General features: G+C 27.7%; 17 protein-coding genes. 8 read left to right on the top strand and 9 right to left on the bottom strand.

What is annotated here, in order from left to right; all coding sequences use genetic code 11:
* Nucleotides 1-10: 10 nt before the first annotated feature.
* The 4 genes from AC5LG6_RS08970 to AC5LG6_RS08955 are packed head-to-tail and all read right to left on the bottom strand — an operon-like array spanning nt 11 to nt 3,522.
* Nucleotides 11-811, bottom strand: a complete 801-nt coding sequence (locus AC5LG6_RS08970; protein WP_066346138.1) for an ABC transporter permease — start codon at nt 809-811, stop codon at nt 11-13.
* Nucleotides 811-1,416, bottom strand: a complete 606-nt coding sequence (gene rsmD, locus AC5LG6_RS08965; RefSeq protein ID WP_498586304.1) for a 16S rRNA (guanine(966)-N(2))-methyltransferase RsmD — start codon at nt 1,414-1,416, stop codon at nt 811-813. The genes AC5LG6_RS08970 and rsmD overlap by 1 nt, the downstream gene beginning before the upstream one ends.
* An 18-nt stretch (nt 1,417-1,434) precedes the next feature.
* The gene (gene rny / locus AC5LG6_RS08960) at nt 1,435-2,979 is read right to left on the bottom strand and encodes a ribonuclease Y (RefSeq protein ID WP_066218935.1); all 1,545 of its coding nucleotides are present in this window, start codon (nt 2,977-2,979) and stop codon (nt 1,435-1,437) included.
* A gap of 6 nt (nt 2,980-2,985) precedes the next feature.
* Nucleotides 2,986-3,522, bottom strand: a complete 537-nt coding sequence (locus tag AC5LG6_RS08955; protein WP_066153366.1) for a 5-formyltetrahydrofolate cyclo-ligase — start codon at nt 3,520-3,522, stop codon at nt 2,986-2,988.
* Nucleotides 3,523-3,581: 59 nt separating this feature from the next.
* On the opposite strand from AC5LG6_RS08955, the gene AC5LG6_RS08950 reads away from it, so the two are divergent.
* The 3 genes from AC5LG6_RS08950 to AC5LG6_RS08940 are packed head-to-tail and all read left to right on the top strand — an operon-like array spanning nt 3,582 to nt 6,018.
* On the top strand, nt 3,582-4,127 hold the full coding sequence (locus AC5LG6_RS08950; RefSeq protein WP_141054702.1) for a TlpA family protein disulfide reductase: 546 nt from the start codon (nt 3,582-3,584) through the stop codon (nt 4,125-4,127).
* Nucleotides 4,128-4,135: 8 nt separating this feature from the next.
* Nucleotides 4,136-5,074 carry a signal recognition particle-docking protein FtsY gene (gene ftsY, locus AC5LG6_RS08945; RefSeq protein ID WP_066218932.1) on the top strand — a complete coding sequence of 313 codons (939 nt, stop codon included), beginning with the start codon at nt 4,136-4,138 and terminating at the stop codon, nt 5,072-5,074.
* Nucleotides 5,075-5,088: 14 nt separating this feature from the next.
* Nucleotides 5,089-6,018, top strand: coding sequence for a hypothetical protein (locus AC5LG6_RS08940; protein ID WP_498586303.1), 930 nt, complete (start codon nt 5,089-5,091; stop codon nt 6,016-6,018).
* Nucleotides 6,019-6,037: 19 nt separating this feature from the next.
* On the opposite strand, the gene AC5LG6_RS08935 is transcribed toward AC5LG6_RS08940, so the two are convergent.
* The 3 genes from AC5LG6_RS08935 to AC5LG6_RS08925 are packed head-to-tail and all read right to left on the bottom strand — an operon-like array spanning nt 6,038 to nt 8,115.
* Complete coding sequence (locus tag AC5LG6_RS08935; protein ID WP_434239052.1) at nt 6,038-6,778, bottom strand: thioredoxin fold domain-containing protein; 741 nt, start codon at nt 6,776-6,778, stop codon at nt 6,038-6,040.
* Between the two features lie 57 nt (nt 6,779-6,835).
* Complete coding sequence (locus tag AC5LG6_RS08930; protein ID WP_498586302.1) at nt 6,836-7,738, bottom strand: AEC family transporter; 903 nt, start codon at nt 7,736-7,738, stop codon at nt 6,836-6,838.
* Nucleotides 7,739-7,743: 5 nt separating this feature from the next.
* Nucleotides 7,744-8,115, bottom strand: a complete 372-nt coding sequence (locus AC5LG6_RS08925; protein WP_498586301.1) for a winged helix-turn-helix transcriptional regulator — start codon at nt 8,113-8,115, stop codon at nt 7,744-7,746.
* A 137-nt stretch (nt 8,116-8,252) separates the two neighbouring features.
* Between AC5LG6_RS08925 and AC5LG6_RS08920 the strand changes: the two genes are divergently transcribed.
* The 5 genes from AC5LG6_RS08920 to abc-f all read left to right on the top strand — a co-directional run bounded on the left by AC5LG6_RS08920 (nt 8,253) and on the right by abc-f (nt 13,790).
* A complete protein-coding gene (locus AC5LG6_RS08920) occupies nt 8,253-8,834 on the top strand; it encodes an NAD(P)H-dependent oxidoreductase (protein WP_498586300.1) in 582 nt (193 codons plus the stop codon).
* Between the two features lie 17 nt (nt 8,835-8,851).
* The gene (locus AC5LG6_RS08915; protein WP_498586299.1) at nt 8,852-9,886 is read left to right on the top strand and encodes an NADH:flavin oxidoreductase/NADH oxidase; all 1,035 of its coding nucleotides are present in this window, start codon (nt 8,852-8,854) and stop codon (nt 9,884-9,886) included.
* A 26-nt stretch (nt 9,887-9,912) separates the two neighbouring features.
* A complete protein-coding gene (locus AC5LG6_RS08910; RefSeq protein ID WP_498586298.1) occupies nt 9,913-10,542 on the top strand; it encodes an NAD(P)H-dependent oxidoreductase in 630 nt (209 codons plus the stop codon).
* Between the two features lie 56 nt (nt 10,543-10,598).
* Nucleotides 10,599-12,092: a hypothetical protein gene (locus tag AC5LG6_RS08905; protein WP_066153342.1), complete on the top strand. Its 1,494-nt coding sequence runs from the start codon at nt 10,599-10,601 to the stop codon at nt 12,090-12,092.
* Between the two features lie 105 nt (nt 12,093-12,197).
* Nucleotides 12,198-13,790 carry a ribosomal protection-like ABC-F family protein gene (abc-f, locus tag AC5LG6_RS08900; protein ID WP_066218906.1) on the top strand — a complete coding sequence of 531 codons (1,593 nt, stop codon included), beginning with the start codon at nt 12,198-12,200 and terminating at the stop codon, nt 13,788-13,790.
* 27 nt (nt 13,791-13,817) lie between these two features.
* On the opposite strand, the gene AC5LG6_RS08895 is transcribed toward abc-f, so the two are convergent.
* Both AC5LG6_RS08895 and AC5LG6_RS08890 read right to left on the bottom strand, forming a co-directional pair.
* On the bottom strand, nt 13,818-14,291 hold the full coding sequence (locus tag AC5LG6_RS08895; protein ID WP_066153336.1) for an acyl-CoA thioesterase: 474 nt from the start codon (nt 14,289-14,291) through the stop codon (nt 13,818-13,820).
* A gap of 151 nt (nt 14,292-14,442) precedes the next feature.
* Nucleotides 14,443-16,437, bottom strand: coding sequence for a methyl-accepting chemotaxis protein (locus tag AC5LG6_RS08890; protein WP_498586296.1), 1,995 nt, complete (start codon nt 16,435-16,437; stop codon nt 14,443-14,445).
* Between the last annotated feature and the right edge of the window lie 53 nt (nt 16,438-16,490).

Raw genomic sequence — 16,490 nt, 5'->3', positions numbered from 1 at the left:
TTGGTATTTATTAATTTTTAAGTAAATCTTTTTTATTTGCCATATTTTGCAGATAATCACTTATTTGGATTAGACAAAAAGTTATTATAAATATCATAAGTCCTGGAAAAAAGCTTAAATGCCAAGCAATATCAATTACAGCTTTTCCATCACTTAAAAGGCTTCCCCAACTCATTTGTGGTGGATTTACTCCAAGACCCAAAAATGAAAGACCAGATTCTGCCAATATCGCACCTGCAACTCCAAATGAAAAAGAGATAAGGAAAATAGGAGCTAAAAGTGGAGCAAAATATTTTAAAATAATTTTTGTTTTACTTACATTTGCTATTTTTAATATTTTTATAAATGGCTTATTGCTAAGTGCAAAACTTTCACTTCTTATCATTCTTGACATTCCCATCCAACCAGTTATTGATATTACAAGTATCAAAACAAGACTATTTGCTTCAATATATGAAACTAAAGCTAAAAGAAGAAAAAATGTTGGAAAAGTTAAAAATAGGTCAATTACAATAGTAATAGTTTTATCAATATTTCCTTTAAAATAACCTGCAGTTATTCCAATAATAAGTCCTAAAAAAGATGAAAAAGATGCCGCTAAAAATCCTATTATAAGTGAAGTTTGACCACCTTCCAAAACTCTAGCAAAAACATCTCTTCCTAATCTATCTGTGCCCATGATATGTTCCAAAGATGGAGATAGAAGGATTTTATTTGGATTTAATTCATATGGAGAAACCGTATAAAAAATTGGAGCTATAAACATACCTAAAGCTACAACTATTAATAAAATTAAAGAAAATCTAAACATTAATCTTTATAACTAAAGTAAGATAGTGAACTTTTACCAAACTTTCTAGTTTTTTCTAAATTAAATTTTCCTAAAATTTTTGGAACTTCAAGTTTTGACTCATGTTCAATTATGATTTTGAAAATATTATTATTTTCAATATTTTCAATCATTCTAAAAGATTTATCATAAATATCTTCCATTCCTTCTCTAAAATCAAAAGGAGGGTCAACATATAAGATAACTTCTTCTTTAGAATTCTTTAAAAATTCTAAAATAAGAGGAGTTTGAACAAAAGCATTTCCTTGAATAGTTTGACACTTTTCAATATTTATACTTTTACAATTTTTAACTAAAATAGAGTAAGATTTTTTGTCAAGCTCAATAAAATAAGCTCTTTTTGCACCTCTACTAATAGCTTCAAGTCCAATAGAACCACTACCAGCAAACGATTCTATAAATATTTTATCAATAATATCAAATTGTAAAACATTAAATACAGACTCTTTTAAAACTGCTTTTGAACTTCTTGTTACATCCAAAGATGGTAGGCTTAAAACTTTACCTTTGTATGCACCTGCAATTATTTTTGTTGTTGGTTTTGTTATTGGTTTTATTTCGTTCATTTTTTGCCTTTTTCTAGATTATCTAGCATAACTTTCAGCTCTTAACTCTCTTATTACATTTATTTTTATCTCACCTGGATATTGAACTTTTTCTTCAATCTCTTTTGCTATCTCTGTTGCCAATAAAACTGCTTCATCATCATTTACAAGTTTAGCATTTACTATAACTCTTACTTCTCTTCCAGCATTTATAGCATAAGCATTTGTAACTCCAATTTTACTTGTAGTTATATTTTCAATCTCTTCAACTCGTTTTAAGAAGCTCTCTAAAACTTCCCTTCGTGCACCTGGTCTTGCAGCACTTAAAGCATCTGCTGCACAAACAGCTGCACTTTCAACATTTATTGGTTCTTCATGACCATGATGAGCATAAATTGCATTTATTACAGTTTCGCACTCTCCATATCTTTTACAAATATCAGCTCCTAAATCAACATGGCTTCCAGGTGCTTCATGAGTTAAAGCTTTTCCAATATCATGCATAAGACCAGCACGACGTGCAAGTATTGCATCTCCACCCATTTGAGCAGCAATAAGACCTGCAAGATGAGCAACTTCTAAAGTATGTGCTAAAGCATTTTGTCCATAACTTGCTCTATATCTTAATCTTCCAACAAGTTTAATTAGTTCAGGATGCATAGATTTAATTCCAAGCTCCATAACAACATCTTCACCCTCTTTTTGTATTTTTTTATCAAATTCAGTTTTTACTTTGTTATAAATCTCTTCAATTCTTGCAGGTTGAATTCTTCCATCTTCAAGTAGTTCTTGAATTGTTCTTGTAGCAATGGCACGTCTATATAAATTAAAAGATGAAACAGTGATAGTATTTGGAGTATCATCTATTATAATATCAACTCCTAAAAGCATCTCAAGAGCTTTTATATTACGTCCTTCTTTACCAATAATCTTTCCTTTTGTCTCTTCATCATTTAAAGGAATATTGTTTATAAGTCGCTCCGCTGCAAACTCTCCTGCATATCTTGTAACTGCTTGAGATAAAATATTATTTACCTCTTGTTTTGAATTTTGTTCTGCTAATTTATATTTTTTTCTAAAGATTGAAGCAATTTCAGCTCTTGAATCCTCTTCAACTTTTTTTAGCATTAGCTCTTTTGCTTCACTTTTTGTAAGTCCACTAGCATTTTCCAAGATTTTTATAGCTTCAAGAGTTTTTTGCTCATAAGTTCTTTTTTGCTCTTCAATACCATCTTTTAAGATAGCAATTTTTCTATTATTTTCGCTAATTTCTTCTTTTTGTGCTTTAATAAGTCTTAATTCATTTTCAAGATGCTCATTTAGCTCTTTTTCTTTCTTCTCAATCTTAAAAAGCATATTTTCATACTCTTTTCTAGCATTTTTAAACTCTCTATCACACTCAAATTTAGCTTTTAATTGTGCATCTTTTAATGCAACTTCTGCTTCGTGTTCTATAACTCTTGCTTTTGCCTTTGCTTGTTCTATGAAAACTTCAAACTTAGCTTTATTTATCTTCTTTGAAATAAAAACTGTAACAAGTGAACTAAAAGCCCCAAATGCAACAGATATTAATAAAATCTCCATTTTAACCTATCCCGTAATTATATAATCTGCTTCAATATCGTAATTATCACTTAAAATTTCTTTACTTTTACAAAGTTCAAGTTGTATAAAAACTATTTTTGGTCTGTATTTTAATCTATAAAAAAATCTATCATACATACCTTTACCAAATCCTATTCTTTTATTTAAAGCATCAATTCCAACAATAGGAACTACTGCTAAGTCAATCTTATTTGGTTTTAAAAAAGAGTTTGTAGGCTCTTTAATATTAAACTTTTTTTTATGAAGAGGTAGTCTATACTTTACTATTTTAAAACTATCATCTTCCATAAATGGTACATAAACTATTTTTTTTTCTCTTCTTAACTCATTTATTAAAAGTGTTGTATCTACTTCTATATCAAGTGGAAGATACAATAAAATATTTTTTGCATCACTAATTTGTATAATACTCTTTAATTTTTTAATAACTCTCTTATTTCTTGAGTATTTTGAAAAAAGTGCCACAAATTTTAATCTTTTAATACACGATTGTCGAAAATCACTTTTGTGATTTGTGTTCATTTAAGCCTCACTTAGGTAAAATCTCTACCTAAAAAACAATTTTATCTAAAGGAATTAAAATGAAGTTTAAAACTTTAGCAATTTTAACTATTTTACCAATTTTATTTTTTACTGCTTGTGATTCAAAAAGTGATAAAAATCAAAAACCTACAATAAATAGCGCTGAAAAGCTATTTAATTTAAATACAATTAATAACTCACAAATAAATATATCTTTAAATCAAGATAAGATAATTTTAAAAGATACAAATGATAAAATAGTTTTATTAAACTTCTTTACAACTTGGTGTCCAGCTTGCAAAGTTGAAATTTCAAATTTAGTTCAAATTCAAGAAACTTATAAAAATGATATTGTTGTAGTTGGAATTTTGCTTGAAGAGTTTAAAACAAATGAAGAGATAAATGAGTTGTTAAAATCTTACAATATAAACTATACAGTAACAAACTCAAGTGAAGCTTTTGATTTAGCAAAATCATTGGGTGGAATTAAAGCAATTCCTACTATATTTTTAATAGATAAGCATGGAACATTTTTTCAAAAATATACAGGTTTAGTTCCAAATGAGATGTTAGAAGTTGATATTAAAAAGCTTTTAGAGAGATAGGATAAAAAATGTTTAGTTTTCTTAAAAAAAATAAAGATAAAGATAATCAAGTTGTTGAAAATAGTGAAGTAAGTGAGAACTTTTTTTCAAAAGCTTTTAGTAAAACTTTTGCTTCAATAAAAAGTGTAGTACCTCAAAAAAAAGAGAAAATATCTTTTGAAGAGATTGAAGAGATTTTAATTGAAGCAGATGTTGAATATGAAATTATAGAAAAAGCTATGAATGGTTTACCTTCTATGATTTCAAGAAAAGAGTTAAGACATAGACTTGTAATGCTTTTTGAACATGCTCCAAATGTTGATTTATCAAATATTCCAAAACCTTATGTAAGATTGATAATTGGAGTAAATGGTGCTGGAAAAACTACAACTATAGCAAAGTTAGCAGCTAAATTAAAAAAAGAGGGGCAAAGTGTAATTTTAGGAGCAGGAGATACTTTTAGAGCTGCTGCTATTGAACAACTTACTTCTTGGGCAAATAAACTTGATATTCCAATTATAAAAACAAAACAAGGTCATGATTCAAGTGCTGTTGCATACGATACAATTTGTTCAGCAATTGCTAGAAATATTGATAATGTTATTATTGATACAGCAGGAAGACTTCAAACTCAATCAAACTTAAACAATGAGTTAAAAAAGATAGTAAAGGTTTGTGAGAAGGCTTTAGAAAATAGACCTTATCAAAAACTAATGATTTTAGATGGAACTCAAGGAAATAGTGCAATTGCTCAAGCAAAAGCTTTTAATGAAATTGTAGGAATAGATGGTATTATTGTAACAAAACTAGATGGAACTGCTAAAGGTGGAGCACTATTTTCTATATCAAATCAGCTTGAACTTCCTATTTTTTATATAGGTGTTGGTGAAAAACAAGATGATTTAATAGAATTTAGTCCAGATTATTTTGTAGATAGTCTGCTTGATGAGATTTATATTAAAGATTAACATAAGAGGGAAATATGAAAAGAAGAACTAAAAATTTTGTTGAAGATATATTAATTATTATTGGTGTATTGTTTATTTTATATTTAATCTATTTTTTTGTTTTTTCAAAAGATAATGATTTATCATTTGAAACAGCAACAAAAGAGACTAAAGTAGAAATGGAAACAAAAGATTCAAAAGTATTTGTTTCTGAAAATGGTTTTTTATCTCAAATCTATGAGGATATAAAAAATAAACTCTTTGCAGATAATAATGAACTTTTAACTATAAAAAAAGTTGAAGAGGAAAATAAAGAAGATAATACAAAAAATATCTATCTTTCTCAAAGAGCTGAAATATTATCAAAACAAGAAGAGAGAGTAAAAGAGGATTTAAATACTCAACAAGAACAAACTACTAAAAATGAAGAAAATATCTCTACAGAAAATAGAAATATTGAAGCTTTAAAACAAGAAGATATAAAAGATAAAGTTGTTGAAAATGTAGTTGAGCAAAGAGTTGAAAATAAATTAGCTACAGAGCAAAAAAATGAAGAGCCAGTTCAACAAATTAAAGATAATGATCATAAAAATGAAACTATTTTACTTGAACCAAAAACTACATTAGAAACAAAAACTTTAGAAGATGTAAAAACAGATGAGAACAGTGAAGAAGTTCATCATGAAGTATCAAATATCGATGACTTTTTTGATAGATTTGAGAAAAAAGTTTATAGTAATATAGATAGAAATTTTGATAAAACAACTTTTAAAAGAGGTGAATTTGTAAATATTAGAGTGACTATTTTAAAAGATGGAAGCTATGAACAATTAACTTTTCTAAATGGAAATAGTGATTATTTTAATAAAGTAAAGCCGCAAATAGAAGAAATTTTTCCTCTAAAAATTGAAGAAAATCTAAAAAGTCATTTTCCTAGATATTATAGAATGAAGATAGATTTTTAACTCTATCTTCATTTTTTAATTATTTAAACTCTATTCCATATTTTTCTAAAAGATTAACCCAAACAATACTATTTCCATCTTTATCAAATAGTGCTGGAGTTCCTTGTACATTTAAACTTATTCCTAAATTTATATGCTCTTCAAGCTTTTTCTCTAGTTTTTCTAACTCATTTTTAGAGTATTTTGCATTTTTTACTTTACTTAAATTATCGCCAATATTAAATTCAAACATTGCATTAATTTTTTCATCTCTTGTTTTTTTACTCATAATGTATATACTTAAATCTTTTGCATTTTCATGAAAGTCTAAAGGGAAGAAAAATACTTTTATTTTTACCTTATCTTTTATTTGTGGTAAAAATGATTCAAATTTTTTACAATATGAACACTCTGGGTCTGTAAAAAGAATATATTCATCTTTTCCATTTCCATAAGTAAATGCCTCTTTATCTTTTAATATAGCTAAGTTTACAGGAGCTTTTATTTGCATACCTGTTGTTGTATTTATTACAGCACCTGAGATAAGATAGTTTTTATCTTTTGTTAAGAAAATTTCATCTTTATTTCCTTGAACAACTATTGAAAGAAGATATAAGCTTCCTATATCGTAAGCTTTTTCAACTTTTATACCAGCTTTTTTAAACAGTTCTAAGCTTTCAAACTCTAGCATCTGTTTGTTTGTTAGCTCTTTTTCTTTTGCTTCTAGAGTTAAACCTAGAAATAAAGATAGAAATATTATATTTTTTAATATTCTAAACATTCTTTTCCTTAAAATTTTTTTGCAATTCTTACTAAAATTTGGTTAATAGTTGATGAATTACATTATTAAAATTTTAAATAGATATGTTGTAGCAAAAGAGATTAAAATTCCATAACCAACAATTGCAGAACTAAGTCTTGGAGCAAGTCCAGCCATTGCTGCTATTGCACCTGCTGTTATCATTGGAGCCATAGCAGCTTCTAGTATTGATACAGTTGAAGCAAGATTATTCCATCCAAAAATTTTACAAACAATAATTGCAATAATTGGAGCAAAAATAAGTTTAACAAATAAAGCTACACTAAAAGGTTTTATATCCTCTTTTGGAAGTTTAAGTTGAAGTTGAAGTCCAGCTGCTACAAGTGCAACTGGAACAGTTGTTAGGGCAAAAGCCTCTAATACTTTTGTAATAGTTGGATGAAACTCAACACCTACAAGAAATAGTGCAAAAATAAGAGTTAAAAATGGTGGGAAAGTTAGAACTTTTATAGTGATTAGCTTAAAAGTAACCTTTGTTTTGCTTGTATATATTGATACTATAAATGTTCCATATATTGCAAATGCCAAAAAGGTTCCTAGTTGATCATAAACTAGTAAATATGGCATAAAATTATCATTTGGCAAATAAGTATTTAGTAGTGGAATGCCCAAAAATGAGCTATTTGTCAAAATAGCAACTAGCATTAAACTTCCAGTTACCTCTTTACTAAAATCAAAAATCTTTGATAAAAAAAGAATTAAAAAAGCACTTAAAGTCATAACAAGCCAAGCAACAATTGCTGGAATCATAAGTTCCAAAGAGAAGCTTATTTTTGGTGTTTGTAAAAGTACAATTGCAGGATATGATACATAAAGTACAAATTTATTTAAAGCAATTGAACCATCCCTTTGCATAATATTTAAACGATTTAACATATACCCTAAAAATAGGGCAAATAAAATTAATAATATATTTTCCATCAAGCCTACTTACATATATTTGTTTCACACATATTTTCAGGAGTTATTTTTCCAAACTCATTAACGTAGCCAATTCCCCATTTTGACATATTTTCTAGCACAGGACGAAGTTTTTCACCACTTGAAGTTAAACTATATTCAACTTTAGGAGGAACTTCTGCATATACTTCTCTATGTATTATATTTTTTTCTTCCAGCTCTTTTAATTTTACAGTTAATGTTTTTTGAGTTATCTCACTTATTATCTCATTCAACTCTTTAAATCTTTTTTTACCATCTAATAGATGCCAAATTATTGATAATTTCCATTTATCGTTAAAAATATCAAGTGTAACAGCAACACTACATTTATACTCTTTATCGTTTATATAATACATCATAAAATCCTTAAATCTAAAAAAGAACTTTATTATATCATAAAGAGTATTAAACTCCATTACTTACCTAAAGTAAAGTAAGAGAATTTTAAGTTTAGTGTATATATAATTTGATATATTTAATTTAAGGAGCTATTATGAAAAATATTTTAATTGTAAATGGGCATCAATATTATGATGTTGTAGCTAAGGGTGAATTAACAAATAAAATTATAGAACGTGCAACTGATTTTTTTAAACAAAATGGATTTGATATTAAATATACACATATTGAAAAGGGTTATGATATAAAAGAAGAGTGTGATAAATTTGAGTGGGCTGATGCAGTTTTATTTCAATATCCTACTTATTGGATGGGAGTTCCTTGGATTAGTAAAAAATATTTTGATGAAACTTTTACTCAAGGAAGACACTATACAAGTGATGGAAGAAGTAGAAGTGATGAGAGTAAAACTTATGGAAGTGGAGGACTTTTAAAGGGTAAAAAATATATGTTAAGTATCACATACAACTGTCCAAAGAGTGAATTTAATAATCCAAATGGTTTTTTTGATGGATTATCACTAGATGAAGCAAATGTTGCTACTCATAAGACATTTCAATTTGTTGGATTAGAACCTTTAAAAACTTACTCTGTACATGATATTTTTAAAGGAGATTTGGATTTAAATAAAGAGTTAGCTAAATTTGAAGATACTTTAAGAGAGAATTTTTTATAAAAATAGAGGATTTGACAATGAGTTTATTATTAAACAAAGGTAAAATAGGTAATTTGGAACTAAAAAATAGAGTTGTAATGCCACCTATGTGTATGTATAAAAGTGATAATAGTGGAGAATTAAAAGATTTCCATATGTTTCACTATACTTCAAGAGCAATGGCTGATGTTGGTTTAATTATTGTTGAAGCAACATCAGTTGAGCCAAAAGGAAGAATTTCATCTTTTGATTTAGGACTTTGGGATGATTCTTTAATTGAAAATCATAAAAAAATGAATGAGAAGTTACACTTATTTGGAGCAAAAAGTTCTATACAATTAGCTCATGCAGGAAGAAAATCTGAAGTTGTTGATGATATTTGTGTAGCTCCAAGCTCAATTGCTTTTAGTCAAAAATCACCATATAAAGTTCCAAAAGCGTTAAGTCTTGAAGAGATAACAAAAATAAAAGAGTTGTTTGTAAATGCTGCAATTAGAGCCGAAAAAGCAAATTATGATTCAGTAGAACTTCACGCTGCTCATGGATATTTGTTGTGTGAATTTTTATCACCTTTAACAAATAAAAGAGATGATATTTATGGTGGAAGTTTAGAAAATAGGTGTAGATTAGTAATTGAAACTGCAAAAGAGATAAAAAATAGGGTAAAATTACCCCTTATTGTTAGAATTAGTGCTGATGAATGGATGCAAAATGGATGGAATATAGAAGACTCTATCTATTTATGTAAAGAGTTAGAAAAAGTTGGAGTTGATTGTATTCATGTTTCAAGTGGTGGAAATATAGAAAATCCAGATAAGATACCAAAAATTGAACCATTTTATCAAGCTAATTGGGCAAAAGAGATTAAAAAAAGTGTAGATATTCCTGTTATTGCTGTTGGTTTAATAACAACAGCAAAAGAGGGTGAATATCTTCTTGAAAATAGTTTTTGTGATTTTGTTGCATATGGAAGAGAGTTGCTTAAAAATCCAAATCTTATATTTTATGCTGCAAATGAACTAAACGAAAAAGAGAAAATTAATAGCTCTTATGCAAGAGCATTTTTAAAATAATATTAATAAAAAATAAGGATAAATTTATGGAAAAAACTTTTATGGAAGCAATGGATTTTAGACATGCTTGTAAAATATTTGATGAGACAAAAAAAATAAGTAGTGATGATTTAAAATTTATTTTAGAAGCAGGAAGAAAATCTCCTAGCTCATTTGGACAAGAGCCTTGGAAATTTTTAGTTATTACAAATCCTGAATTAAAAGCAAAAATAAGACCTTTTTGTTGGGATCAACCACAAATTACAACTTGCTCACACTTAGTTGTTCTTTTAGCAGCAATTGAAAGTACAAAACCAACTTCAAGTGAAGTTTTAAGAAAGTTTAATAGAAGAGGATTATCACAAGAGATGGTTGAAGCCTATATTAAAAAATATTCTAGCCATTTAGAAGATACTTTTAGTAGTGATGAAAAAACTCTTGCTTGGACATCAAGACAAACATATATTGCAATGGCAAATATGATGACAGCTGTTGCTGTAAAAGGAATTGACTCTTGTCCAATTGAAGGATTTGAAAAAGAGAATGTTGAAAAAGTTTTAAACTTAAATACAAAAGAGTATCAACTTTCTGTAATTGTTCCTTTTGGATATAGAATAAAAGAGCAAAGCAGACAAATAAGAGAAAGCCTTGAGGATATTGTTGAATTTATAAACTAAGTAATAAAATGTTAATATATATCAAAATTTAAAAAATTATTTAAGGGCTTAAAAAGATGCTAAGTATTAGTGATATTGAAAACTGGCTTAGAGATTATGGTATAAGCAACTATCATATATCAGAAGATTTTTATGTTTCAGTTCAAGGAAATGTAAATCTAAGTGAGAAATTAAAGGGTCAAAAACTCCCTATTAAGTTTGATAGAATAGATGGATATTTTGATATAAGTAATAATGAGTTACCTAGTCTTGAAGGTTGTCCAAAAATTGTAATGAAAGATTTTAACTGTTCATACAATAAATTAACTTCTCTATTTGATTGTCCTGTTGAAGTTGGTGATTTTGATTGTTCTCATAATAATCTAAAAAATTTATCATATGGACCAAAAGAGGTAAAAGGATTTTATGATTGCTCTTTTAATGAACTAATTTCAATAAAAGCAAGTCCTCGTACTGTAAAAGGTCATTTTAAGTGCAACAATAATCGTCTTACTACTTTAGAAGGTGGACCAAAAAGTATTGATACATATTTTGATTGTTCAAATAATATTATTGAAAGATTAATTGGTGGACCAATTTCAGTAAAAGAGGATTATCTTTGTCATACAAATAGATTAACTGATTTAGATGGGGTTGCAGATGAAATAGGAGGAGATTTAGTAACAGATATTAAACTAAATATTACTTCTAAATTTGAAGAAGATGGACAGTTTTATAGATATAAAGGTAGCGAAGCGGTCTCTCATATTTATAGACCAGTAGTTGCATTAACAAATAATGAAGATATTCAAGCATGGCTTGATAAGTTTGATATAAAAGGAACTACAATTTTGCCTGATAACTCTGTTGATGTTCACGGTGATGTAAAGTTATCAAATAGACTTCCAAACCTTTCAAAACTACCAATAAATTTTAACTGTGTAGATGGAGATTTTGATATAAGTGAAAATGAATTAACTTCTTTAGAAGGTAGTCCTACAAGAGTTGGAGGAAGTTTTTTTGCTCATAAAAATGAATTAAACTCTCTTCGTGGAGGTCCAAAAGAGGTTAAAGGAAGTTTTGTAATATTACATAACAATATAACATCTCTTCAAAACTCTCCAACTATTGTAAAAGATGATTATATATGTTCTCATAATCCTTTAAGAACTTTAGAGGGTATAAACTCAGTTCAAGGATATGTTTTTACAGGAGTTTATATTCCAAGACTTAAGTGTCAAAAATATAACTATAAAGGGATTACAACTTATAAATATCCAGGTGATGCTGTTATGAAATATTTAGATGAAGAGTATATTTCATTAACAGATGAAGAAAAAGCATTTGAAAGTACTAAAAAGAATTTAGAAAAAGTTATCAAAAAAATGCTAAATGCAAATACTCTTACAAAAGAGATGATAACAGATAATTTAATTAAAAATCTTACAAAATATCAGCTTGACCAATTAAAAACAAAGGTTTTATGGATTAAAAATCCACCAAACGAAGATAATAGTGATATTATAAGTGAAGATGATATTATGAAATTGGCATTTGAGAAAGAGCTCTAAGCTCTTTTAAGCCATAAAACTTATTTTTTGGATATAATCGCCAAATTAAAATTAAAAAATCACAAAAAAACAGAAATAGTTAAATAAAAATGGAGAAGTTGTAATATGGTTCAAATAGTTAATTTAAAAAAATCTTTCGGAGCAAGAGTTCTTTTTGCTGAGATAAATCTAAAGTTAGATGCAGGGAAAAGATATGGTTTAATTGGTGCAAATGGTGCTGGGAAAACTACATTTCTAAAAATTCTTTCAGGACAAGAAGAGGCTACTGAAGGAGAAGTGCAAATTCAAAATGGTAAAAAAGTAGGTGTTTTATCTCAAAATCAATTTGCTTTTGAAAACTTTACTCTTTTTGATACAGTTTTAATGGGAAATAAAAGACTATATGATGCTATAAAAGAGAAAGAAGAGCTTTATATGAGTCCTGAATTTACAGATGAAGTAAATAATAGATTAGCAGAGCTTGAAATTATTTGTTGTGAAGAAGACCCAACTTATGAGTATGATATTAAAGTTACAAAAATTCTTGAAGATTTAGGATTTCCAGCTTCAACTCAACAAAATTTAATGAGTACTTTAACAGGTGGTGATAAAGTTAAAATACTTTTGGCACAAGTTTTATATCCAAAACCAGATATTTTATTTTTAGATGAGCCTACAAATAACTTAGATATTGATACTATTGGTTGGCTTGAAAATCAACTTCAACACCACGATGGAACAATGGTTGTAATCTCTCATGATAGACACTTTTTAAATGCAGTTTGTACAAATATTTTAGATGTTGATTTCAAAAAAATAAGAGAGTTTAGTGGAACTTATGATGATTGGTATATAGCTTCAACTTTAATTGCAAAACAGCAACAAATAGATGTAAATAAAAAGCAAAAAGAGAAAGAGGAGCTTGAAAAATTTATTGCTAGATTTAGTGCAAATGCATCAAAAGCAAAACAAGCAACTTCAAGACAAAAACAACTTGATAAATTAGATATTCAAGCTATTGAAGTATCAAGTAGAAGGGATCCATCTATTATATTTAGACAAAAAAGAGAGGTTGGAAAAGAGCTTTTAACTGTTAAAAATATCTCAAAATCTTATGGAGATAAAGTAGTATTAAAAGATATTTCATTTACTCTTGAAAAAGGTGATAAAATTGCATTAATTGGACCAAATGGAGTTGGAAAAACAACACTTTGTGAAATCTTAGTAGGTAATTTACAAGCTGATAGTGGAGAGGTTTTATGGGGAGCAACTATTCAAAACTCTTATTTCCCACAAAATACAACTGATATTATAAATGGTGATATGACTTTATATGATTGGTTGAGAGGTTTTGATAGAGATGCAGATATTGGAGAGATTAGAAATTGTCTTGGAAGAATGTTATTTAACGGTCAAGAGCAAGAGAAAAAAGTAGATTCTTGTAGTGGGGGAGAAAAACATAGGATGATGCTATCAAAAATTATGTTAGAACAAGGAAATTTCCTTTTACTAGATGAGCCTACAAACCACCTTGACCTTGAAGCTATTATTGCTTTAGGAGAGGGATTACATCAATATGCTGGTTCAGTTATTTGTGTATCTCATGATAGAGAGTTACTTGATGCTTATGCAAATAGAATTATTGAAATTCAAAATGATGGAACTATTATTGACTTTAAAGGAAGTTATGAAGAGTTTATGGAGTCTAAATCAGCTTAATAAAAAAGGCTTTTTTAGCCTTTTTTATCATTTTGCATGTCTTGATGACATTCTAAAGTCTCTTCTTTTTAAAGCATCGTTATATCTTCTTTTATCATCTTCTGTTATAAGTTCTAATTTTGGAACAGGTACAGGTTTTCCATCTTCATCAACAGCAATCATTGTAAAATAGCAAACATTTGTATTTTTCATAGTGTGATCTTTTATATCTTCTGATATAACTTTTATACCTATTTCCATAGATGTTCGTCCTGTATAGTTTACTGAAGCATGAAAAGTTACCAAAGAGCCAATTTTAACTGGATTTTTAAATAGCACCATATCAACAGAAAGCGTAACAGCATAGTGACCAGAATATCTAGCTGCACAAGCATAAGCTACTTGATCAAGCATTTTTAATATTTCACCACCATGTACATTTTTTCCAGAAAAATTTGCTTTATCTGGAGTCATTAGCATAGTCATTGTAATAGATTTTTCTCTTTTTATCTCTTCATTCATCTTTTATACCTTAAAATATTTTTGATATCGTATTTTATTGAATTAATCTTATTCAACAGTTTTATTTTATTCTATTTTATATTTTTTTCTAAGTAAAGGAAAAAAAGTAACACAAAATTACGCATAACTTTTTGCTATGCGTAATTAAATTTTAAAAACTCTCCCACTCGTCATCATTAGAATTACTTTTTATCTCTTTTGTAGAGTTAATATTTGGTTTTGTAGGTTTGATTATTTTTTTAGGTGTTGAAGCTATTATATGTTCTTTTAGCTCTTTTTTTATCCCTACATCTTTTGCTTTTACTTCATTTTTACCTTCAAACTCTTTTTGGTTTGCATCTTGCACTATTAGTTTTGCTATCTCATCTGTGCTTTGTGCAATATCATGAGATTGAGATGCTACCATTGCATTTTGTTGTGTTTGTTGATCTAGTTGATTTACTGCATCATTTATCTGTTCTATTCCTAGAAGTTGTTCTTTAGATGCATTTTCAATATCAGATATTAGATTCATTGTTGAAGATATATTACTATTTAGGTTTTTATACCCTTCAATCATATTTGTAGCAATCTCTTTACCTTCATTTGCTTTTACAGTTGCTCTTTCTACTATCTCTTTTATCTCTTTTGCAGCTTCTGCGCTTCTTGTTGCTAGATTTCGCACTTCTTGAGCTACAACTGCAAACCCTTTTCCAGCCTCACCAGCAGTTGCAGCTTCAACAGCAGCATTAAGTGAAAGAATATTTGTTTGGAATGCAATATTATCAATTACTCCAATAGCTTCATTTACTAAATTTACTTGAGTATTTATCTCATCCATTGCAGTTGTTGTTTGATTAGCCATAGCTTGACCTTCATTTACTGCTTTTGTTACACCATTTGAAAGTTGTGACATTTTTGCAATACTCTCTGTATTATTTCTAATATTACTTGTTATCTCTTCTAGTGCTGCTGCTGTCTCTTCTAATGATGCTGCTGCTTCATTTGAGCTAATATTTAGTTTGTTTACATTAAAAAGAAGCATTTTTGAACTCTCTTCAAGTGTTAAACCATTTGATTTGTTTTCAACTAACATATGATTTATAATATTTGAAAGATTGTTTATTCCAGTTGCAACTTTTCCATTATCATTATCTATTTTTACTCTAAAATCAAGTTTAGAGAAACTATCTAATACACTTAAAACTTTATTTATATCTGAACAAACATTTGATTTAGTAACTTCAAGCATCTCATTGAAACTACTTTTTAACTCTTCTAGCTCATCATTTATAGTTGATTTTTCTATTTTTATATTTAAATTTCCAGATTTTACCTCATTTACAACTCGTTTTACATCTTTAATTAGGGCATCATCTTGATTTATTAAATCTTGAGTTTTTTCAATATTTTGGTTTATTACTTGTGCCATTTTTCCAAATTCATCTTTTCCATCAAGATTTATTAATTGAACATTTGAACTCTCTTTGTTTGAAAAAGCAAAAAAACTTAAAAGACCATTTTGGAAAATATTAAGACTAGATACAATATTTCTAGTAATTAGCTGAATTGCTACTAATATACTTAAAATAGTTATCAGTAAAATAATTAATATAAAAGTTGTAACACTTGATACTGTTTTATTTAACTCTTCTTTAATCTCTTTATTTCTTTCAATATTTCTCTCTTGCCATTTTAGTAAAGCAGCTTTTAGTGGTCTCCACTCTTTTGTTGAAAGAGTATTGTCCTCTTTTGTCAAAGCTTCATTGTTTTTTATTTTTTCAATTATTTTATTTAATACCTTGCTTTGAGAATCATATAAAGGAGCAATTTCAAATTTTTCAAAATCTTGAAATTTTTTTGTGCTATCTTTTAAAACTAAGATTAAATCATCAAGCTCTTTTACTGCTTGTATAAAGTTCTCTTTTGCTTTTGTATCATCTGGATTTACAATTATTCCTCTTAAAGCATTTGAAACTTGAAGTCCTTGTTCGCTAGTTTTTGTAATAGTAAGAGCTAAATTTGATATAGAGCTACTATTTTCAAAACTATTGTTGATTTTAGACATACCATTGTATAAAACAAAGATTACAATACCAAGTAAAATTATTGTAATTAAAGATATTATATTTATTTTATAGATTACTTTTAAATTTTTCAGACCCATTTTTATCCCCTTTAGAGTATTAAGTAGATAAAAATAGTATCATATAATCTCTG

This window comes from Arcobacter thermotolerans (assembly GCF_983172305.1).
The sequence above is the reverse complement of the archived record's forward strand: the minus strand, read 5'-3'. Positions and strand labels throughout refer to the sequence as shown.